Origin of the sequence: Candidatus Poriferisocius sp., from assembly GCF_965219775.1 — a bacterium.
Taxonomy (GTDB): domain Bacteria; phylum Actinomycetota; class Acidimicrobiia; order Acidimicrobiales; family Bin134; genus Poriferisocius.
This window is the reverse complement of the sequence record NZ_OZ244793.1, coordinates 944,609-964,451: the sequence shown is the minus strand read 5'-3', so window position 1 is coordinate 964,451 and position 19,843 is coordinate 944,609. Positions and strand designations below refer to the sequence as shown.

Below are 19,843 nucleotides of genomic sequence, written 5' to 3'. Positions count from 1 at the left end.
GGAGCACGGTTCGGGCCGGGTCGGTGGCCGGATGACGGTGCCCGTTGATCCCGGCCCCTTGGAGGCTGCCCTGCGGGCCCGCCGCTCGGGGGGCGGCAAGGCCCTGGTTCCCTACCTGACCGGGGGACTGGGCGACTGGCAGGCCGCCTTGGCCGCGGCCGCCGATGCCGGGGCCGACGCGGTGGAGGTGGGGATACCGTTCTCCGACCCGGTGATGGACGGCCCGGTCATCCAGGAGGCCAATGATCGGGCCCTGGCCGCCGGGGTCACCCCGGTGGGTGTGCTGGACGACCTGGGTCGCGTGGACGTGGGCATCCCGCTGGCGGTGATGACCTACTACAACATCGCCTTCCGCTTCGGGTTGGAGCGGTTCGCCTCCGTGCTGGCCGACCGGGGGGTGGCCGCGGCCATCCTGCCCGATCTGCCCCTGGAGGAGACCGGCCCGTGGGCGGAGGCGGCCGACGCCGCCGGGGTGGAGACCGTGCTGTTGGCCGCCCCCACCGCCACCGAGGAGCGGCTCCGCCGCATCTGCGCCCGGACCCGGGGCTTCGTCTACGGGGTGGGCCTGTTGGGGGTGACCGGCGTGCGCGACGAGTTGGCGTCGTCGGCGGTGGACATGGCCGCCCGGCTCAAGCAGATCACCGACACGCCCGTGCTGGTGGGCGTGGGGGTGGGCACCCCCGAACAGGCCCGCCAGGTCTGCCGGGTGGCCGACGGCGCAGTGGTGGGCTCGGCGGTGGTGCGCCGCATGTTGGACGACGGGGGTCCGGTGGCGGTGGGCGGGCTCGTCGAGGGGTTCCGCCGGGCTTTGGACGACAGCGGTGTCTCCGGCTGAGCATTTCTTCACCCGAACTTTGCATTGCCCGTGAGGGCTGTTTGACTCTTAGGGCTTTGTGGCAGCCACAAGGCGATTGAGGCGCCCGTGCCTCAACGATCCGTTCGAATGATTCACCAACGAGGGAGGATTCCATGAACAAGGCAGAGTTGGTCGGCGCCATCAGTGCCCGCACCGGCGAGAGCAGGGCCACCGTGGAGGCGGTCATCAACAGCTTGGAGAAGACGGTGACCGAGCAGGTCATCCTGGGGGAGAAGGTGGCCATCACCGGGTTCGTCTCCTTCGAGCAGACCTCGCGGGAGGCTCGCACCGGTCGCAACCCCCGCACCGGCGAGACCATCCAGATTGCGCCCACCAAGGGGTGCAAGGTCACCGCAGGGGCCCGCCTGAAGGCCGCGGTCAAGGGCACCTGAGCCGGTAGGGTCTTGGCCATGACCGATTGGCTCCTGTCCCCAGGGGACGCAGCACCGGCCTTCTCCTTGTCGAACCAGCACGGCGACCAGGTGTCGCTGGCCGACTTCGAGGGTCGACGCCTGTTCATCTTCTTCTACCCGAAGGCGCTCACCCCCGGTTGAACGACCCAGGCGATCGGCGTGCGTGACATTGCCGCAGAACGACCGGACCTCGCCGTGGTGGGCATCAGCGGGGACAAGCCCGACCGGCAGAATCGCTTCGAGGAGAAGAACAGCCTGGGCTACACCCTGCTGTCGGACGCCGACCACGAGGCCGCCGAGGCCTACGGCGTGTGGCGGGAGAAGAAGATGTACGGCAAGACCTACCTGGGTATCGTCCGTTCGGCTTTCCTGGTGGGGGCCGACGGCCGCATCGAGCACACTTGGTACAAGATCAGCCCCAAGGACACGGCCAAGAAGCTGGCCGCGGCGCTGGCCGACGGGTAACGGAGGGCCGGGCCACCCTCATGAGACCTCCCCACGAGGTTCTGCCCCATCGCGATCCGTTCTTGTTCCTGGATGAGGTGACGACCCTGGAGGCCGGGGAGCGGGCCGAGGGGCATTGGCAGCTCCGGGGTGACGAGCCCTTCTTCGCCGGGCATTTCCCGGGCCGGCCCACCCTCCCGGGGGTGCTCATGGCCGAGGCCATCGCCCAGCTCGGGGCCTACGTGGTGCTGAACGACGAGCGGTTCGCGGGCAAGCTGCCCCTGTTCGGCGGCTTGGACGGGGCCCGCTTTCGCCGACAGGTCAACCCCGGCGAGCGCCTTGACCTGGAGGTGACCATGACCCGGCTCTCGGCCCGGGCGGGCCGGGGCCACGGGCGGGCCTCGGTGGACGGCGAGACCGCGTGCGAGTGCGACTTGCTGTTCGTGGTGGTGGACGCCGACTGATCCGCGGCGGGGGCGGGGCGGGCGCCGGTCAGGCCGGCGGGGGCCCGATCACCACGGTGCCGTTGTGGCCCCCGAAGCCGAAGGAGTTGGACAGGGACGGGCCCGGTGTCCACGGAGCCGCCTCACCGGCCACGATACGGATGGGGGCCATGTCGGGATCGGGGGTGACGTACCCGTAGGTGGGGGGAATGAGGGCCCGTTCCATGGCCAACAGCACGGCCACGGCCTCGATGGCCCCGGCGGCGCCCAGGGCGTGTCCGGTGACCCCCTTGGTGGAGGTGACCAGCGGCCCCGGCGTGCCGAACACTTTGACGATGGCCTCCGCTTCGGCGGCGTCGTTCAACGGGGTGGACGTGCCGTGGGCGTTGATGTGGACGATGTCGTCCGGTTGGAGCCCGGCGTCGGCCACGGCCAGCTCCATGCACCGCACCGCCCCCGCGCCCCCCGGTGCGGGCGCGGTGATGTGGTGGGCGTCGGCCGTGCTGGCTCCGCCCATGATCTCGCCCAAAACGGTGGCCCCCCGACCGCGGGCCACCTCCAGTTCCTCCAGCACCAAGATGGCAGCCCCTTCGGCCTGGATGAACCCGTCTCGTTCCAGGTCGAACGGCCGGCTGATGTTGGAGCCGGACACGGCGGTCATGTTGCGGAAGGTGGCCTCGCCGGTGGTGGAGTTGGAGGCCTCGGTGCCCCCGGTGATGACCGCGTCGCAGCGGTTCGAGCGAATGAGCTGGGCGGCGTTGTAGATCGACTGGGTGCCCGCCGCGCACGCCGTCACCGTGTTCTCGCAGGGGCCGGAATAGCCGTAGCGCATGGAGATGGCCGCCGAGGCGGCGTTGGCCATCATCATCGGAACCAGGAACGGCGACACCCGGCGCTCGCCCCGGTCGATGCGAACCTGGATCTGGTCTTCCAGCGTGCGCAGGCCCCCGACCCCCGTTCCCACCCACACTCCGGTGCGGTCGGGCGTGGTACCGGGTTCCCCGGATTGCTCGAGGGCCTCGGCCACTGCGGCCAGGGCCATCTGGGTGAACCGGTCGGTGCGCCGGGCCTCCTTGGGGTTGTCGAACCAGGGGAGGGGGTCGAAGTGGTCCATCACTCGCTTGCCCTCGGCCGGGGCGTCCAACAGGCCCTGCCAGAAGGCGTCCTGCCCGAAGCCCGGCCAGGCCAACACCCCCATGCCGGTCACCGCCACGCGGCGCGGCTCGGTCATGGCCCGGTGCTCCGGGGTAGGGCGTCAGCGGTGCTGCGATCGGCCGGCGGCGGGGTCATCCCAGCTTGACGGTCACCAGGTCGAAGGCTTGGCCGACGGTGGCGATGTCCTCCAGCTCCTCCTCGTCGATGGTGATGTCGAACTCCTCTTCGAGAGCCATGACCAACTCGACCAAATCGAGGCTGTCCGAGTCCAGGTCATCGGCGAAGCTGGCCTCAAGGGTGACCTGATCGGCCTCCACCGAGAGCACCTCGACGGTGCAATTCTGGAAGCGGGTGAAGTTGTCGTCGCTCACGCTAGTTTCCCTCCTGTTCGGGACCGGTTGTCCCCACGTGGTTGTTGCGGAACCTCATCCTCCCATGCCCAAGCCCCCGTCCACCGGTATCACCGCGCCGGTGATGTACCCGGCGGCGTCGGAAGCCAGGAATGAGATGGTGGCGGCCACCTCGGAAGGTTCGCCCAATCGGCCGAGGGGCACGGCCTCAATGATGGCCGAACGGCGGGTCTCGTCCAATTCATCCAACATGTCGGTACCCACCGGGCCGGGGGCCACCACGTTGGCCGTGATGTTCCGGCCGGCCAGTTCCTTGGCCACCGAGCGGCACAGCCCGACCAGGCCGGCCTTGGAGGCGGCGTAGTTGGCCTGGCCCGCTTGGCCCATCTGCCCCACCACCGAGGACACGAACACGATGCGGCCCCAGCGGTTGCGCATCATGGTGCGGGCCGCTCGCTTGGCCACCCGGTAGCCCGCGGTCAGGTTGGCGTCGATCACGTCGGTGAAGTCGGCCTCGCCCATGCGCAGGAGCAGCTTGTCGCGGGTGATGCCCGCATTCGACACCAGCACCTCCACCGGTCCGAGCTTCTCCTCGATTTCGGTGAAGGCGGCTTCCACCTGCTGTTCGTCGGTGACGTCACAGCGCACGGCCAACAGGCTCGGGGAATCGATGTCGGCCGGCGGCTCCTGCCGGTAGGTCACCGCCACCCGGTGCCCCTCGGTGGCGAGCAGGGTGGCGATCGCCCGTCCGATGCCCCGGTTGCCGCCGGTGACCAGGACAACCCGCGACGTGCTCACTGGCCCCAGCGTAGCAGCGCGGCGGCCACGCTCATCCCGGCCCCGAAGCCGACCAACAGCACGATGTCGTCGTCGGAGATGGCCCCCTTCTCGCGGGCGGCGTTCATGGCCAGCGGGATGGACGCCGACGAGGTGTTGCCGGTCACCTCCAACACGGTGGCCGCTCGATCCTGGGCGACGCCCAGCCGCTTCATGGCGCTCTCGATGATGCGGAGGTTGGCCTGGTGGGGAATCACCACCGAGACGTCGGATGCCTCCAGCCCGGCATCCTCCAGCACCCGCCGGCTGGCGGCCACCATGACCCGTACCGCCTGGCGGAACACTTCCTTGCCGTCCATGCGGATGTAGTCGCCGAAGTCGCACACCAACAGGTCGGCGAACCGGCCCTCGGAGCCCATGAAGGTGCTGAGCACGCCCCGGTCCTCGTTCTGGGCCGCGGTCATGACCACCGCCCCGGCGCCGTCGCCGAACAGGATGGCGGTGGTGCGGTCCTCCCAGTCGGTGAAGCGGCTGAGGGTGTCCACCCCCACCACCAGCACCCGCTCCATGCCCGCGGCGATCTGGGACTGGGCCAAGGTGACGGCGTAGGTGAACCCCGAGCAGGCGGCGTTCAGGTCGAAGGCGCCGCAGACCGCGCCCAGCTCCTGTTGCACCCGGTTGGCCACCGCCGGGAACACCTGGTCGGGCGTGCAGGTGGCGCAGATGATCAGGTCGAGATCGGCGGCGTCCACGTCGGCCTCGTTGAGGGCGAGCCGGGCCGCCTGGGCGCCCAGCTCCAGGCAGCTCCCCCCGATCCGGCGTTCGTGGATGCCGGTCCGCTCCACGATCCACTCGTCGCTGGTGTCGAGGGACTCGGCCAAGTCGTGGTTGGTGACCACCCGGTGGCCAACCGCGGTACCCAACCCGGCGATGGTCGCCCTGGTCATCGGTGTCCGCCCCTCAACCGGTTCGCAGCCAGGCGATGGGCTGGCTGGCGGTGACCCGTTCGCCCTCCACGGCCAGGAATCCCATGATGACCCCACCCCAGGGCGTGTGGACCTCGGCATCGCCGACGTGGCCCAAGAGCTGCCCGGCGGCCACGGTGGTTCCCACCACCTGGTCGGCCACCGGCTGGAAGACCCCGCCCGCCGGGCTGACCACCAGCCGCTCGGTGGCGAACAAGGTCTCACCCTCCAACGGCCCCACGGCGGCCACCGGCGGTCCGGCCAGGGCCTCCAGCACGGTGTCGATGTCGGCCGGGGCGTTCACTTTGAGGGCTCTGCACTCCTTGGCGGTGCGCTTCACCGTGCCGGTGAGCACCGCGCCCGGTCCCAGCTCCACGAACGCGGTGTAGCCGGCGTCGCACATGTTGTGGACCGACTGGCGCCAGCGCACCGGGCTGGTGAGCTGGGCCCTCAGCAACTCCGCCCACGCCTCGGCGTCGGCGTGGGCGGCCGCGTCCACGTTGGCGTACACCGGATGGTCGGGTACCCGGAACTCGGTCTTGTCCACCGCTTTGCCCAGGCGGTCCTGGGCCGACGCCATGAACGGGGTGTGGAAGGCCCCGCCCACGGGCAGGGGCATGGCCCGCTTGGCCCCCTGTTCCTTGGCCACCGCCCCGGCCGCCTCCACCACGGGGGGTGATCCGGCGATGACCACCTGGCCGGGGGCGTTGTAGTTGGCCACCCACACCTCGCCGTCGGCCTGCTCGCACACCGCTTCCACCACGTCGTCGTCCAGGCCCAGTACGGCGGCCATGGTGCCCTCTTGCTCCTCGGCGGCCACCTGCATGGCCTCACCCCGCTCGGCTACCAGGCGAACGCCGTCGGCAAAGTCGACCACGCCCGCGGCCACCAGGGCGGAGTACTCACCCAGGCTGTGGCCGGCGTGGCCGGCGGTCTCGATGCCCACCCGGGTGACGGCGTCCAGGGCGATCATCGAGGTCACGAAAGTGGCGAGCTGGGAGTTGCGGGTGTGGCGCAGCTCCTCGTCGGGGGCCTCGAGCAGCAGACGGGCCACGTCGCGCCCCGCCGCCTCGGACGCCTCGGCCACCAACTCCCAGGAGGGGTGGTCGACCCAGGTCGACCCCATGCCGGCCTTCTGGGATCCTTGGCCGGGATAGGTGAAACAGATCATCAGGGGTCAGACCTCTCAAGCAACGGTGGGGTTTCAAGTTGGGCAAAGTGGTGAGCGTTCGGCGCCCGAACACTCTAAACTGCCTCTTCCCCGTCGAACCGCTTTTGCCGGCCCAGCGCCCTGAGCCGGCCCCTGCCCGGGTGGTGGAATTGGTAGACGCGCCGGACTCAAAATCCGGTTCCCGCAAGGGAGTGAGGGTTCGAGTCCCTCCCCGGGCACTGTTCGCCGGCGATGGTGGGTTCCTGGGACGGCCTCCCGGGAGTCAGCGCAGGGCGGGCAGGTCGGCCACGTTCATGACGCGACAGGCCGGGGGGATGTCCTCGGCCACCTGGTTGTAGCGCAGGCCCATGCAGCCGTGGCGGTGGTGGGAGGTGTCGATCCAGTTGGCGAATCCGGGGTCCTCGTCGGCCACGATGAGCCGGGCCGTGCCGTCGGGTTCGTACACCGCGGTGTGCTTGTTGACGGTCACCTGGCGCCACTCGTAGTCGAGCGACTCCTCCCAGATGTTGTTGAGCTGGAAGTTCCAGTAGTACACGTCCACCGGGGGCACGTCGATGACCAACGCCTCTCCCGGTTCCAGCGTCCAGTAGCCGTGACGGAACGTCTGGGTGGGGTCGCCCCAGTGTCCGGCGCCGTTCTGGCGGGGCAGGACGTCCAGCGTGTTGGGCCGCTCTCGGAACATGTGCAGCCAGCCCACGAATCGCCCGACGGTGCCGTGGACGCCCATGGCGGCGCCGTGGAGGCCCCGGACGAGTTGGGCCCTGCTCATGGGGGGAGGGGGATCGGCGGGGCCGTTGAGGCACTCGATCTGGAGTTCGGAGGGCCGCTCCCCGGTGCGGTCGAGGAAGAAGTTGCGTATGACGATCTGGTTGGTCTCCCGTCCGATTTCGAGCCACCGTTGATTGGGCTGGAGCCCCTCGGGTTCGGTCATGGAGGCGATTACGTCCACCATCTCGCCGGGCTGGGGGTCGTTGAAGGCCAGCGATCCCTGGCGGCCGGGAGGGGCGGCCCCTTGGCCGAACCCACCGGAGAGGGCGTTCATGCTCAGGTAGTTGACCGTGCCCCGAGGGCCTCGGATCCGGTAGTCGAACGCCCCGTTGATGCTGACGCCCTGATAGAGGGCATCGGGGTTGTCGCAGCCGATCTTCACGTTGTAGGAGATGGGCAGGATCCGGGGGTAGGCGGGCCCTTGGTGCTCCAGGCGGCGCAGCTCCCCGCGGGTGAGGCGGCTCAGGTAGCGGAACCCCTCCAGGCGATCGATCTCGTCGGTGCTGTTGTCCAAGATGAGGTCGCCCGCTTCCTTCAGGCGGTCGCAGAAGTCGGCCCAGGCCGTTCCGTCCACGGCACTCTCGGCGGCGTTCTCGGGGTTGGCGGGACGGGCGTCGTTCATCGGTCTTCTCCTGTCGGGGCGGGGACGGTCAAGCCCCGGTGACTCTACTGCCTGGGCCTGGTAACGCTTCTGGGCCTGGCGACACTGCTGGGCCCGGCGACACGGCCTGGTTCTGGCCGTGCCACCGGCGCCTCGGCCGCCTTCGGTGTACCGGTGGAGCCCCGGTGCCGGTGGGGGAATAGCATCGGAGGGTGAGCCAAACCAGGGTGGAGCGGCGACTGGCCGACGTGGGAAGCAGGCTGAAGCGACTGCGGGCCGACCTGGCGGTGGCCGAAGAGCAGTGCCTGCACTTCGACGACCTGGCCGACGACGCCCGGTTGCGGGCCCTGGTTTCGGAGACCCCGGCCATGGAGCGCCAGCACCGCGACGCCGCCCGACAGGCCCAAACCATGGCCAAGCACCGGGCTCGGCTCCAGGAGGAGATCACCGCCCTGGAGCAGACCCAGGACGACCTCTTGGACAGGTTCTACTCCGATGCCTGAAGTGACGGCGGCGCCTTCCAGTGAAGCCGGCGAGACGGCGGCGACGGACCCGGTTCGGATCGTGCTGGCCGAGGACGAGGCCATCATCCGCCTGGACTTGCGGGAGACCCTGGAGGAAGAGGGCTACCAGGTGGTGGGCGAGACCAGCCGGGGTGACCAGGTGCTGGATCTGGTGCGGGAGAAGCGCCCCGATGTGGCCATTCTCGACGTGAAAATGCCGGGGACCGACGGCATCACCGTGGCCGGCCAGATTCGCGACGAGAAGCTGTGCGCCGTGCTGTTGCTCACCGCCTTCAGCCAGCGGGACCTGATCACCCGGGCGGCCGACGCCGGGGCGCTGGCCTACCTGGTCAAGCCCTTCGAGCGGGCCGAACTGGTGCCTGCGGTGGAGGTGGCCCTGGTGCGCTTCCGGGAGTTGGTGGAACTCAACCACCAAGTGGCCCGGGCCGAGGCCCGTCTGGAGGCCCGCAAGGTGATCGACCGGGCCAAGGGGCGGCTGATGGACCTCAGCGCCATGTCGGAGGCCGATGCCTACCGGTATCTCCAGCACCAGGCCATGAGCGGGCGCCGATCCATGGCCGACGTGGCCGCCGAGATCATCGAGGCCGACGCCCATCGGCTCCGGGCGCTCCAGGGGGAACAGGCCGATGGCTGAGCCGGGATCGGGGCCGGTCATGTTGGTGGACGGCCACTCGCTGGCCTACCGGGCCTTTTTCGCCCTGCCCGAGGACATGGCCACCGCGGGCGGCCAGGCCACCAACGCGGTGTTCGGCTTCACCCGGATGCTGCTCACCCTGTTGCGCGACCACCGCCCCGGCCGAATGGCCGTGGCCTTCGACCGGCCCGAGCCCACCTTCCGGCACGAACGCACCGACACCTACAAGGCCAACCGCCGGGAAACTCCGGAAACCCTGCGCCAGCAGCTCGGGCTGGTGCGCGAGTTGGTGGACACCCTGGGCATCACCGCGGTGGACCACGCGGGCGTCGAGGCCGACGACGTGATCGCCACCTTGGCCTCGCAGGCCCGGGACCGAGGGGAGGACGTGATCGTGGTGACCGGCGACCGCGACGCCTACCAACTGGTGGAGGACCCTCATGTCCGGGTTCTCTACAACAAGCGGGGGGTGTCCGACTACGCCCTGTACGACGAGGCGGGCATCGAGGAGCGCACCGGCGTGCGACCGGCCGACTACGTGGCCTACGCCGCGCTGCGGGGGGATGCCTCCGACAACCTGCCCGGCGTGGACGGCGTGGGGGAGAAGACGGCGGCCAAGCTGATCAACGCCTACGGCGGCATCGACGAGCTGTACCGCCACCTGGACGACCAAACCCCCAAGCTCCGCCAGAACCTGGGCGACGCCGAGGACCGGGTGAGGATGAACCTGGAGCTGATGGAGCTGCTGCGCGACGTGCCCTTGGCCCAGGGGGTGGACGATCTGGCCTTCGGCCAACCGGACGTGGGCGAAGTCAACGCCCTGTTGGACTTTCTTGAGTTCAAGGGCCTGCGCAATCTGGTGGCCGACGGGCTGGGCGTTGATCTCGGGGCTGCCGACGACCCCACCAGGGTGCTGGAGGCGGCGGTGACCGTGGTGGGCACCGCTGCGGCCGCAGCCGACGCCCTGAAGGCCCTGGCCGCCCCCGGCGACTCGGTGGCGCTGGCCGCCAGTTGGGGTGACCCCATCGATGCCCGCCAACCCCTTCGCCGCCGCCTGGAGGGCCTGGCCGTGGTGGACGACCGGGACCAGGGCACGGTGGTGTGGCTTCCGGGCGAACTGCTGGAGACCGTGGCGGCGTCGCCGGAGCGGGCGGCGATGGCCGAGTTCTTCGGCGGCGGGGTCGGATTCGTGGCCCACGACGCCAAACCCCTGGTGTTGTGGCTGTTGGGTCACGGCGTCGACGCTACCGGGTTGGCCCTCGACACCCGCATCGCCGCCTATCTCCTGGATCCGGCGGGCGAGCGCTACGAGTTGGCCGATCTGCTCTCGGCCTACACCCCGATGGAGTTGCCCGGCGACGATCCCGGCGACGAGACCCGGCTGTTCGACGACGACTCCGGCGATGTGGTGGAGCGGTCCACCCGGGCCGGCCTGGACGCCCTGGCCGTGGCCCACCTGTGCGCCCCGCTTCAGGAGGCCCTGGACGCCCAGGGGCTGCGGGCCGTCAACGACGACATGGAGGTGCCCCTGGTGCGGGTGCTGGCCCGCATGGAGCACGTGGGCATCGGCGTGGACGTGGAGGTGCTCACCCGACTGCGGGACCAGCTCGTGGCCGACGCCGACCGTCTTCGGGCCACGGTCATTGAGGCCGCCGGTGGCGGGACGTTCAACGTGAACTCCTCCAAGCAGATCAGCGAGCTCTTGTTCAACCAGCTCGGGCTGCCCCCCCAGAAGAAGACCCGGACCGGGGCCTACAGCACCGACGCCGCCACCCTGGAGAAGCTGCGGGGCCAACACCCGGTGGTGGATGCCCTGTTGGACTACCGGGAAGTGGAGAAGCTGCGCTCCACCTACGGGGAGGGCTTGGTGGCCGCGGTGGCCGTTGAACCCGACAACCGCATCCGAGCCACCTTCAACCAGACGGTGGCCCGCACCGGCCGCCTCAGCTCCGATGCCCCCAACCTGCACAACATCCCGGTGCGCACCGAGACCGGCCGGGTGTTCCGGCAGGTGTTCGTGGCCGCCGACGGCTGTGTGCTGCTGGTGGCCGACTACAACCAGATCGAGCTGCGCTGCATCGCCCACCTGGCCGAGGATCCCGGACTCATCGCCGCCTTCGAGTCCGGTCAGGACGTCCACACGTCGGTGGCCGCCCAGGTGTTCGGCATCGATCCCGGCGCGGTGGGCCCCCAGGAGCGGTCCACCGCCAAGATGGTGTCCTACGGCTTGGCCTACGGCATGGAGGCCTACGGACTGGGCCAGCGGCTGAGCATCCCCACCGGGGAGGCCGGGGTGATCCTGGATGCGTACTTCTCGGCGTTCCCCGCGCTGCGGGAGTACATGGATCGAACGGTGGAGGAGGCCCGGGCCCGGGGCTACACCGAGACGCTGTTCGGTCGCCGCCGCCGGCTACCCGAGATCAACTCGCCCAACCCCCGGCTGCGCCAGGCGGCCGAGCGCCAGGCCATGAACTCCGGCATTCAGGGGCTGGCCGCCGACATCTTCAAGGTGGCGCTGGTTCGCCTCGACCACGCCCTCGACGACCAGGGGTTGGCCAGCCGGATCATCCTTCAGGTACACGACGAGGTGATCCTGGAGGTCCCCGAAGGGGAACATGACGCGGTGGCCGACCTGACCACCCGCACCATGGCCGAGGCTTATCGGCTCCGGGTGCCCCTGGAGGTCCACTTATCCTCGGGACGCACCTGGGCCGACGCGAAGTAGCCCGCTCCCACCGGCGCTGTTACCATGACCGGGCCGGTTCAGGCTTTTGAACCGCGCCCTCAGTCGTATCCGCATCCTCCCGTGAGGCTTCATCAACCGTGTCCGACCCCACCACCGCCCCATCCGAACCTCCTGCGGCCCCGGCCGCGGCGACCGCAGTGCTCGAAGCCCCCCACGGTGTGGGGACGTTCGACGCCGAGGGCAATTACGTCCCCCGCCAGATCACCGACCAGGACATCGAGGATCAGTACCTGGAGGACGCCTACACCGCCAGCATGGTGCAGGTGGAGGACGGCCAGATCGTGGCGGGCAAGGTGGTCAAGGTCGACCGGGACGAGGTGCTGCTGGACATCGGCTACAAGGCCGAGGGGATCATTCCCTCCCGGGAGCTGTCCATCCGCAACGTGGCCGATCCCGGTGAGATCGTCACCCTCGGTGAGGAGATCGAGGCCCTGGTGCTCCAGAAGGAGGACAAGGACGGCCACCTGATCCTGTCCAAGAAGCGGGCCCAGTACGAGCGGGCCTGGGGCAACATCGAATCGGTGAAGGAGAACGAGGGCACGGTGTCAGGACCGGTGATCGAGGTGGTCAAGGGCGGCCTGATCCTGGACATCGGCCTGCGGGGCTTCTTGCCCGCATCGTTGGTGGAGTTGCGGCGGGTCCGCGACCTGCAGCCCTACATCGGCCAGACCCTGGAGGCCAAGATCATCGAGCTGGACAAGAACCGCAACAACGTGGTGTTGTCCCGGCGGGCCTGGCTGGAGGAGACCGAGAAGGAACAGCGAGAGGCCTTCCTGGACAACCTCAAGCCGGGGGAGCGCCGCAGCGGTGTGGTGTCCTCGGTGGTGAACTTCGGGGCCTTCGTGGACCTGGGTGGCATGGACGGGCTGGTCCACGTGTCCGAGCTGTCGTGGAAGCACGTGGATCACCCCAGCGCGGTGGTGCAGGTGGGCGACGAGATCGAGGTGCAGGTGCTCGAGGTGGACCTGGACCGGGAGCGGATCAGCCTGTCGCTGAAGGCCACCCAGCAGGATCCCTGGCAGGAGTTCGCCTCCAGCCACCAGGTGGGCGAGCTGGTGTACGGCCGGGTGACCAAGCTGGTGCCGTTCGGGGCCTTCGTGCAGGTGGGCGAGAGCATCGAGGGCTTGGTGCACATCTCGGAGATCTCCTCCCACCACATCGACCTGCCCGAACAGGTGGTCACCCCCGGCGAGGAGCTGTGGGTGAAGATCATCGATCTGGACATCAACCGCCGCCGCATCAGCCTGTCGATCAAGCAGGCCGCCGAGGGCGGGGTGGTGGCCGCCGAGTTCCAGGAGCATTTCGGCGAGCACGCCTACGACGACGAGGGCAACTACATCGGTGGGGTGACCGGCGACGTGGCCGCCGACCAGGACGAAGCCTGGGCCGAGTACTACTCCGACGAGGGTGAAGCCATCGCTGCTCCACCCACTGGGGCCGAAGACCATGAAGCCGCCACCCCCGCCCCCGAACTCGAGGGAGGGGATGACGGGGCCGACGCGGCCGTGGACGCTGCCGGGGCCTCGGTGCCGGAGGATGCCGAATTGGCGGAGGGGCCCATCGCCGAGGAGACCCCCGAACCGGTCTGATCCGGCGCGGCCGGACCGCCCTCAGGCCGCCCGAGGGTCGGCCAGGGCGCAGTCGGATCAGCCGGAAGACTCTTCAGGCTCCGTACCGGGAAGCTCCACGGTGAACTGCGTCCCAACGGGGTGTCGGCCGGCCACGCTCACGGCGCCGTTCATGGCTTCGGCCAGTTCGGCCACGATGGCCAGGCCCAAGCCCGAACCGGCCTCCTTGGCCTGGGGCGTGTGCCGGGCCACGTAGAGACGCTCGAACACGTGAGGGCGGTCCTGTTCGCTGATGCCGGGCCCGTCGTCGGCCACCGTGATGATCGTCCGGGCCCCGACGGCCGGGTCGTCGCTCGAGTCCTCCATCCGGCACTCCACCTGGACGATGGTGTCGGCGAACCTGAGCGCGTTCTGCACGAGATTGGCGATGATCTGGGCCAGACGCCCGGGGTCGCACCAGGCCATGACCGGGGCTACCCGGCCCGTCTCCGCTGGCATGAGGGCGCGCAGTTCGAGTTGCCGGTCGGCGGCAACCTGGGCGAACCCGGCGCACACCTCCTCGATCACGGTGCCCACATCGACCAGGCGAAGATCCAGGGTGAACTCCCGGGCATCCAGCCGAGCCAGATCCAGGAGATCGTTCACCAGCCGCTCCAAGCGCGCCGCCTCGGAAACGATGATCTCGGCGGCCTGGGGTTCGTCGGCGGCGGTGCCGTCGACAATGGCCTCGCTGTAGCCGCGAATGGAGGTCAGCGGTGTCCGCAGGTCGTGGGAAATCGACATCAAGAACTGTCGCTCCACGTTGTGGGATCGCTCCAGCGAGGCGGCCATGTCGTTGATGGAGCTTGACAGGTCGCCGATCTCGTCGCGGCGGCCCGCCTGGATCGGCACCCGGGCGCTGAGGTCGCCGTCCGCGATGGTCAAGGTGGCGTCGCGGGCCTGGCTCAGAGGGCGGGTCAACCGGCGGCTCAGGACCGCGGCCACCACCGCAGCGAGTCCCAGGGAGATCGCCGCCGACACCACCGACCACCGCACCACCGTGCCCAGAAGCTGGTCGGCGTCGTCGGTCAGCACCACCGCCGTGGGGAGCCGTCCCGGTCGCTCGCCCACGGCCGCCGCCCACGCCGTGGATCCCCGGATGCCGCTCACTTGCCGCTCGGAGCCCGCGGCCAGGGGGTGAAGATCCTCGGGCAGGACCTGGTCGGGGAACTCTCCCAGCACGGCCCGGTCCCGCAGCAGCAGGACCGTCACGTCGTTGCGGCGCAGCGTCTCCGCCGCCAGCAACAGGCGGGGGTTGGGATGCCGCAGGTCGAAGGGATTCGTCTCCATGAGTTCGGCCAACACGGTGGCTTCCTGCTCGAGGGCCCGCTGGGTGGCCTGGCGATCGGCCCGGCGGACCAGGCTGAGGGTCACGATGCCGGCCAGAAGCAGCGACACCAGCACCGTTCCCAGCAAGGCAATGGTCAGCCGCCGCCGCATGCCTTGGCTCCTGCTCGTCGCTTCCGCACGTCCGACCCTTCAGTCCAGCCGGTAACCCACGCCCCGCACGGTGGCCACTTGCAGGGCGTCGCCCAGTTTCTTGCGGAGTTGGAGTACGTGTACGTCCACGGTCCGTTCGTCACCCACCCAGTCGTAGCCCCACACGCCGTCCAACAACTGTCGACGGCTGAGGGCCAGCCCCCGGTTTTCGGCCAGGTACCTGAGCAGGTCGTATTCCCGGGCGGTGACCGCCACCGGGGCGCCGTGGAGTCGTACCTCTCGGCGGGCGGTGTCCACTTCCACGGGGCCCACATCCAGCACCGGGGGCAAGTCGGCCCGAGGATCCCTCTCGATACGGCGCAACACCGCCCGCACGCGAGCCACCAACTCCCGAGGGGAGAAGGGCTTGGTCACGTAGTCGTCGGCCCCCAGCTCCAAACCGAGCACTCGGTCGATCTCGCTGTCCCGGGCGGTGAGCATGATGACGGGCACGTCGGAAGAAGCCCGCAGCTCGCGGCACACCTGAATACCGTCGAGATCGCCGGGCAGGCCGATATCGAGGACGACCAGCTTGGGCCGGTGCCGGCGGATGCGTTCCAGCCCGGTCTGGCCGTCGGCCGCCTGATACACCCGGTACCCGTCCTGGCGCAGGTACATGTCGACCAGGTCGGCGATGTTGGGATCGTCCTCCACCACGACGACCACTGGTTCTCCGTCCACCGTCACCGCCGCCCATCTTCCCATGCAAGTGTGAGCAATTGATTATGGGTCCGTCACGACCTCGATGAATCGGGCGCCGGTAGCATCGGTGCGGTGAACTCGTCGGGGGACGCCGCCTTTCGGATGGTCTCGTCGTTTCGACCGGCGGGGGACCAGCCCAAGGCCATTGCCGCCCTGTCCGAAGGACTCGGGCGGGGCGACCGGTTCCAAACCCTGTTGGGCATCACCGGTTCGGGCAAGAGCGCCACGGTGGCCTGGACGGTCGAGCAGGTGCAGCGCCCCACCCTGGTGCTGGCCCCCAACAAATCGCTGGCCGCCCAGTTGGCCAACGAGATGCGGGAGTTCTTCCCCGACAACCGGGTGGAGTACTTCGTGTCCTACTACGACTACTACCAGCCCGAGGCCTACATGCCCGCCTCGGACACCTACATCGAGAAGGACTCCTCGGTCAACGACGAGATCGACCGACTGCGCCATTCCACCACCGAGGCGCTGCTCACCCGCCGTGACGTGATCGTGGTGGCCTCGGTGTCGTGCATCTACGGGCTGGGGGCGCCCGAGGAGTACCGGAACCTGCTGTGCATTTCCAAGGTGGGTCAGAGCTACGACCAGCGCGACCTGCTGCGGCGGTTGGTGGACATGCAGTACGAGCGCAACGACGCCAACCTGGTGCGGGGGCGCTTCCGGGTGCGGGGCGACGTGATCGAGGTCCACCCGGCCTACGAGGAGTACGTGGTGCGGATCCAGCTCTTCGGCGACGAGGTGGAGCAGATCACCACCGTTGATCCGGTGACCGGGGAGCGACTGCAGAGCCTGAGCGAGGTGGTGGTGTTTCCCGCCACCCACTACGTGGCCGGGACCGAGCGCATGCAGCAGGCCATTGCGGGCATCGAGGCCGAGTTGCAGGAGCAACTGGCCCGCTTCGAGAAGGAGGGGAAGCTGCTGGAGGCCCAGCGTCTGCGGATGCGCACCACCTACGACTTGGAGATGATGCAGGAGATCGGCTTCTGCAACGGCATCGAGAACTACTCCCGCCACATCGACGGCCGGGCGCCGGGGGAGCGGCCCTTCACCCTGTTGGACTACTTCCCCGACGACTTTGTGACCGTGATCGACGAGTCCCACGTGGCCGTGCCCCAGCTCCACGGCCAGTACGAGGGGGACCGGAGCCGCAAGCAAACCCTGGTGGAGCACGGCTTCCGGCTGCCCTCGGCGGTGGACAATCGCCCGCTCCGGTTCGAGGAGGTCATGGATCGGGTGGGCCAGGTGGTATTTCTGTCGGCCACCCCCAGCGACTACGAGCTCAACGTGTCCGACCAGGTGGTGGAACAGATCGTGCGGCCCACCGGACTGGTGGACCCCGAGGTGCAGGTGCGGCCCACCAAGGGTCAGATCGACGACCTGATGAAGCTCATCGAGGACCGCACCGAGCGGGGCCAGCGGGTGCTGGTCACCACCCTCACCAAGAAGATGGCCGAGGATCTGACCGAGTACCTGTTGGAGTTGGGGGTGCTCGTGCGCTACCTGCACAGCGAGGTGGACACCATCGAGCGGATCGAGATCCTGCGGGATCTGCGGCTGGGGGAGTTCGACGTGCTGGTGGGCATCAACCTGCTGCGGGAGGGGCTGGATCTGCCCGAGGTGTCGCTGGTGGCCATCCTGGACGCCGACAAGGAGGGGTTCCTGCGGAGCGAGACCTCGCTGATCCAGACCATCGGCCGGGCGGCCCGCAACGTGGACGGCCAGGTGATCATGTACGCCGACGTGGTGACCGACTCCATGAAGCGGGCCATATCCGAGACCCACCGGCGGCGGGGGTTGCAGCAGGCCTTCAACGAGCAGCACGGCATCAACCCCCAGACCATCCGCAAGGCGGTCAGCGACATCCTGGCCGAGCTGCGCCCGGCCGAGGACGGGGCCCCCATCCCGGGGGGTGGCCGACGCTCCCGCACCCTGGACCGGGGGCGGCGCGCGACTGAGGTGATCGAGCTGGACTCCGGCGGGATCGAGCGTCTGATCCACACCCTCACCGAGGAGATGAACGAGGCCGCCGGCGAGTTGAAGTTCGAGTACGCCGCCCGCCTGCGCGACGAGATCAAAGACCTCCAGCGCGATCTCCGGGCCATGGTCTGAGGACTCGCCCGGCTGCGCATTCGGTGGGCGCCGATCCCGGCCACCCGCGCCGGCCGCTCAGATCGCCCGTCCCACCCGGGCCCCGGCATGGATGGCGGCCATGATGCTGTTGGTGCCGTTCACGTCGCCCACCAGGTGCAGGTTGTACGAACCGGTGTCGCTCCGGTCGGCCGCCGTCCAGTCGGCCAGCTCCCGGTTGCAGTGGTGGTAGCTCACCACCACCACGGTGTCGGCGTCGAACGACCGCTTCCGGCCGGTGCCCAGATCACCGGTGACCACGGTGCCGAACCCGTCGGTGCCCGGCGCGGTGATCTCCTCCAGGGCCACCGCCGGGGTGAAGGAGAACGCCCCGCTGAACAGCCGTTCCCGGCTGGCCTCCACTGTGGCCGGCGGATAGGGGATGGCCGCGCCCACCTGCTCCAGCCGGCTGAGCAGGGTCACCTCCGCCCCCGCGGCCAGTAGCGCGTCGCACACCGAGATGGCCTCGAAGGTGCCGGTGTCGTCGAAGACCACCGCCCGGCGGCCGATGGCGGCCCGCCCCCCGAATCCCAGCACCTCCCAACTGGTGAACACGTGGGGCAGGTCGGCACCGGGGATCGGCCGCGACGGCGCGGAGATCTGAAAGCCGCGACGGGGGGTGGTGCCGGTGGCGATGATCAGCTCGTCGGGGTGCTCCTCGGCCACCACGTCGGGATCGACCGGTGAACGGAGCCGCACGGTCACCCCGAGACGGTCGAGCTCGTCGGCCAGAAAGGCGGTGATGGCCCCCAGGTCGGACCGGGGCGGCACCGACGCCGCCATGCGCACCTGACCCCCGAGCGCCCCGGTCATCTCGTGGAGCACCACCTCGTGCCCCCGCAGAGCCGCCGCTCGGGCGGCTTCGAGCCCCGCCGGTCCGCCCCCGGCCACCAGCACCCGCTTGGGCCGGGGCGCCTGGTCGACCACCTCGAACGCCACGCGGGTCTCCTGCCCGGCGGCGGCGTTCACCACGCAGCGCATCTGGCCCGCCACCATGAACCGGGCCACGCAGCCCACCGAGGTGCCGATGCACGGCCGGATTTCCCGCTCCCGGCCCTCTCGGGCCTTCACCACCAGGTCGGGGTCGGCGATCATCCCCCGAACCACCGACACCATGTCGGCCACCCCGCTTCTGATCAGGTGCTCGGCGTGGTCCAGGGTGGTGATGCGACCGGTGACGATGGCGGGCACCTCCACCGCCCGGGTGACCACCTCACTGGTGGGCACCTCGTAGCCCAGACCCTCGTCCAGGGTGGACAGCAAGCGGTGGAAGCGCCAGTACGACGACAGGGACACGTCGAGGAAGTTGATGTCGGACTCCACCCGCCGGGCGATGGCCGCCGCCTCCTCGGGACGGATGCCGCCCTCGATCTGGTCGTCGGCCGACAGGCGGATGCCGACGGGGAATCCGGGGCTGGTCTCCTGGCGCACCGCCGCCAGGACTTCTCGCAGGAACCGGGTGCGATTCTCCAGGTCGCCGCCGTAGCCGTCCTCCCGCAGGTTGGTGGCGGGGGAGAGGAACTGCCCGATCAGATAGCCGTGGGCGGCGTGCAGCTCCACCCCGTCCAGGCCGCCTTGTTCGCAGCGTCGGGCGGCGGTGGCGAAGGCCTCCACCAGCTCGTCGATCATGGCCGTGGTCAGCGCCTGGGGCACGATGCCGACCATGGGATTGGGCACCGCGCTGGGGGCCACCGGGGTCCGGAATCGGGTCAACGACCGTTGTTCCACCGCGGCCCCTCCGTGCCAGAGCTGCTGGAACACCCGGCCACCGGCGGCGTGCAGGCGGGCGGCCATCTCCTCGTAGAACGGCAACACCTTGTCGGAGTACACCGGGATGTCGGTGGCGGAGGCGGGATGCACCCCGGCGATCTGCAGGACGGTGAGCGCCGCGCCCCCCCGGGCCCGGGCCTCGTGGTAGGCGATCAGGGCCTCGCCGGTGGCCCCGGTGCTGTGGGCGGCCCGGACGATCCGGTTGGAGAGCGTGCAGCCTCCCAACTCGAGGGGTTGGAACACGTGGGGGTAGGGCACTGACCTGCTATCTCCGGCTGCATCGAGGCATATTTCTGCCCCCGTTCGGC

The 19,843-nt window shown here is 69.5% G+C and carries 18 protein-coding genes and 1 tRNA gene; 10 read left to right on the top strand and 9 right to left on the bottom strand.

Annotated features, from left to right (window positions below; translation table 11 throughout):
• Positions 1 to 31: 31 nt before the first annotated feature.
• The 4 genes from trpA to fabZ all read left to right on the top strand — a co-directional run bounded on the left by trpA (position 32) and on the right by fabZ (position 2,177).
• Positions 32 to 835 carry a tryptophan synthase subunit alpha gene (gene trpA / locus ACOQPQ_RS04380; protein ID WP_420638228.1) on the top strand — a complete coding sequence of 268 codons (804 nt, stop codon included), beginning with the start codon at positions 32 to 34 and terminating at the stop codon, positions 833 to 835.
• A gap of 134 nt (positions 836 to 969) precedes the next feature.
• The gene (locus ACOQPQ_RS04375) at positions 970 to 1,248 is read left to right on the top strand and encodes an HU family DNA-binding protein (RefSeq protein WP_420638227.1); all 279 of its coding nucleotides are present in this window, start codon (positions 970 to 972) and stop codon (positions 1,246 to 1,248) included.
• A gap of 18 nt (positions 1,249 to 1,266) precedes the next feature.
• Positions 1,267 to 1,734, top strand: a complete 468-nt coding sequence (gene bcp / locus ACOQPQ_RS04370) for a thioredoxin-dependent thiol peroxidase (protein ID WP_420638226.1) — start codon at positions 1,267 to 1,269, stop codon at positions 1,732 to 1,734.
• 20 nt (positions 1,735 to 1,754) lie between these two features.
• A complete protein-coding gene (fabZ, locus tag ACOQPQ_RS04365; RefSeq protein ID WP_420638225.1) occupies positions 1,755 to 2,177 on the top strand; it encodes a 3-hydroxyacyl-ACP dehydratase FabZ in 423 nt (140 codons plus the stop codon).
• Between the two features lie 28 nt (positions 2,178 to 2,205).
• On the opposite strand, the gene ACOQPQ_RS04360 is transcribed toward fabZ, so the two are convergent.
• Genes ACOQPQ_RS04360 through fabD form a run of 5 tightly spaced genes read right to left on the bottom strand, consistent with a single transcriptional unit; the run spans position 2,206 to position 6,574 of the window.
• Entirely contained in the window at positions 2,206 to 3,387 is a 1,182-nt protein-coding gene (locus tag ACOQPQ_RS04360) for a beta-ketoacyl-[acyl-carrier-protein] synthase family protein (protein WP_420638224.1), read from the bottom strand.
• A 55-nt stretch (positions 3,388 to 3,442) separates the two neighbouring features.
• The gene (gene acpP / locus ACOQPQ_RS04355) at positions 3,443 to 3,682 is read right to left on the bottom strand and encodes an acyl carrier protein (RefSeq protein WP_420638223.1); all 240 of its coding nucleotides are present in this window, start codon (positions 3,680 to 3,682) and stop codon (positions 3,443 to 3,445) included.
• Between the two features lie 54 nt (positions 3,683 to 3,736).
• The gene (locus ACOQPQ_RS04350; RefSeq protein ID WP_420638222.1) at positions 3,737 to 4,459 is read right to left on the bottom strand and encodes a beta-ketoacyl-ACP reductase; all 723 of its coding nucleotides are present in this window, start codon (positions 4,457 to 4,459) and stop codon (positions 3,737 to 3,739) included.
• On the bottom strand, positions 4,456 to 5,385 hold the full coding sequence (locus ACOQPQ_RS04345; protein WP_420638221.1) for a beta-ketoacyl-ACP synthase III: 930 nt from the start codon (positions 5,383 to 5,385) through the stop codon (positions 4,456 to 4,458). Before ACOQPQ_RS04345 ends, ACOQPQ_RS04350 begins: the two co-directional genes overlap by 4 nt.
• A 13-nt stretch (positions 5,386 to 5,398) precedes the next feature.
• Positions 5,399 to 6,574 carry an ACP S-malonyltransferase gene (fabD, locus tag ACOQPQ_RS04340; RefSeq protein ID WP_420638220.1) on the bottom strand — a complete coding sequence of 392 codons (1,176 nt, stop codon included), beginning with the start codon at positions 6,572 to 6,574 and terminating at the stop codon, positions 5,399 to 5,401.
• A 134-nt stretch (positions 6,575 to 6,708) separates the two neighbouring features.
• Here fabD and ACOQPQ_RS04335 point away from each other — a divergent pair.
• Positions 6,709 to 6,792 (top strand) — tRNA-Leu (locus tag ACOQPQ_RS04335).
• Between the two features lie 44 nt (positions 6,793 to 6,836).
• On the opposite strand, the gene ACOQPQ_RS04330 is transcribed toward ACOQPQ_RS04335, so the two are convergent.
• Positions 6,837 to 7,964, bottom strand: coding sequence for a hypothetical protein (locus ACOQPQ_RS04330; RefSeq protein ID WP_420638219.1), 1,128 nt, complete (start codon positions 7,962 to 7,964; stop codon positions 6,837 to 6,839).
• A 191-nt stretch (positions 7,965 to 8,155) separates the two neighbouring features.
• Here ACOQPQ_RS04330 and ACOQPQ_RS04325 point away from each other — a divergent pair, with 191 nt between their 5' ends.
• The 4 genes from ACOQPQ_RS04325 (at position 8,156) to rpsA (ending at position 13,436) form a co-directional block, all read left to right on the top strand.
• Positions 8,156 to 8,446 carry a hypothetical protein gene (locus ACOQPQ_RS04325; RefSeq protein WP_420638218.1) on the top strand — a complete coding sequence of 97 codons (291 nt, stop codon included), beginning with the start codon at positions 8,156 to 8,158 and terminating at the stop codon, positions 8,444 to 8,446.
• Positions 8,439 to 9,101 carry an ANTAR domain-containing response regulator gene (locus tag ACOQPQ_RS04320; RefSeq protein WP_420638217.1) on the top strand — a complete coding sequence of 221 codons (663 nt, stop codon included), beginning with the start codon at positions 8,439 to 8,441 and terminating at the stop codon, positions 9,099 to 9,101. The genes ACOQPQ_RS04325 and ACOQPQ_RS04320 overlap by 8 nt, the downstream gene beginning before the upstream one ends.
• The gene (gene polA, locus ACOQPQ_RS04315) at positions 9,094 to 11,826 is read left to right on the top strand and encodes a DNA polymerase I (protein ID WP_420638216.1); all 2,733 of its coding nucleotides are present in this window, start codon (positions 9,094 to 9,096) and stop codon (positions 11,824 to 11,826) included. The genes ACOQPQ_RS04320 and polA overlap by 8 nt, the downstream gene beginning before the upstream one ends.
• 98 nt (positions 11,827 to 11,924) lie before the next feature.
• Entirely contained in the window at positions 11,925 to 13,436 is a 1,512-nt protein-coding gene (gene rpsA / locus ACOQPQ_RS04310; RefSeq protein WP_420638215.1) for a 30S ribosomal protein S1, read from the top strand.
• A gap of 57 nt (positions 13,437 to 13,493) precedes the next feature.
• On the opposite strand, the gene ACOQPQ_RS04305 is transcribed toward rpsA, so the two are convergent.
• Complete coding sequence (locus ACOQPQ_RS04305) at positions 13,494 to 14,894, bottom strand: sensor histidine kinase (protein WP_420638214.1); 1,401 nt, start codon at positions 14,892 to 14,894, stop codon at positions 13,494 to 13,496.
• A 39-nt stretch (positions 14,895 to 14,933) separates the two neighbouring features.
• Positions 14,934 to 15,620: a response regulator transcription factor gene (locus tag ACOQPQ_RS04300; RefSeq protein WP_420638213.1), complete on the bottom strand. Its 687-nt coding sequence runs from the start codon at positions 15,618 to 15,620 to the stop codon at positions 14,934 to 14,936.
• 117 nt (positions 15,621 to 15,737) lie between these two features.
• Between ACOQPQ_RS04300 and uvrB the strand changes: the two genes are divergently transcribed.
• Complete coding sequence (gene uvrB, locus ACOQPQ_RS04295; protein WP_420640352.1) at positions 15,738 to 17,747, top strand: excinuclease ABC subunit UvrB; 2,010 nt, start codon at positions 15,738 to 15,740, stop codon at positions 17,745 to 17,747.
• A 57-nt stretch (positions 17,748 to 17,804) separates the two neighbouring features.
• Here uvrB and ACOQPQ_RS04290 read toward each other — a convergent pair whose 3' ends face one another.
• A complete protein-coding gene (locus ACOQPQ_RS04290; RefSeq protein WP_420638212.1) occupies positions 17,805 to 19,778 on the bottom strand; it encodes an FAD-dependent oxidoreductase in 1,974 nt (657 codons plus the stop codon).
• Positions 19,779 to 19,843 lie beyond the last annotated feature (65 nt).

Excerpts from the sequence above, each read along its gene's own strand:
- ACOQPQ_RS04320 (WP_420638217.1), top strand. The coding sequence starts at position 8,439 with ATGCCTGAAGTGACGGCGGCGCCTTCCAGTGAAGCCGGCGAGACGGCG.
- polA (WP_420638216.1), top strand. The coding sequence starts at position 9,094 with ATGGCTGAGCCGGGATCGGGGCCGGTCATGTTGGTGGACGGCCACTCG.
- ACOQPQ_RS04305 (WP_420638214.1), bottom strand. The coding sequence starts at position 14,894 with ATGCGGCGGCGGCTGACCATTGCCTTGCTGGGAACGGTGCTGGTGTCG.
- fabZ (WP_420638225.1), top strand. The coding sequence starts at position 1,755 with ATGAGACCTCCCCACGAGGTTCTGCCCCATCGCGATCCGTTCTTGTTC.
- trpA (WP_420638228.1), top strand. The coding sequence starts at position 32 with ATGACGGTGCCCGTTGATCCCGGCCCCTTGGAGGCTGCCCTGCGGGCC.
- ACOQPQ_RS04375 (WP_420638227.1), top strand. The coding sequence starts at position 970 with ATGAACAAGGCAGAGTTGGTCGGCGCCATCAGTGCCCGCACCGGCGAG.
- uvrB (WP_420640352.1), top strand. The coding sequence starts at position 15,738 with ATGGTCTCGTCGTTTCGACCGGCGGGGGACCAGCCCAAGGCCATTGCC.
- ACOQPQ_RS04345 (WP_420638221.1), bottom strand. The coding sequence starts at position 5,385 with ATGACCAGGGCGACCATCGCCGGGTTGGGTACCGCGGTTGGCCACCGG.
- ACOQPQ_RS04330 (WP_420638219.1), bottom strand. The coding sequence starts at position 7,964 with ATGAACGACGCCCGTCCCGCCAACCCCGAGAACGCCGCCGAGAGTGCC.
- fabD (WP_420638220.1), bottom strand. The coding sequence starts at position 6,574 with ATGATCTGTTTCACCTATCCCGGCCAAGGATCCCAGAAGGCCGGCATG.
- ACOQPQ_RS04360 (WP_420638224.1), bottom strand. The coding sequence starts at position 3,387 with ATGACCGAGCCGCGCCGCGTGGCGGTGACCGGCATGGGGGTGTTGGCC.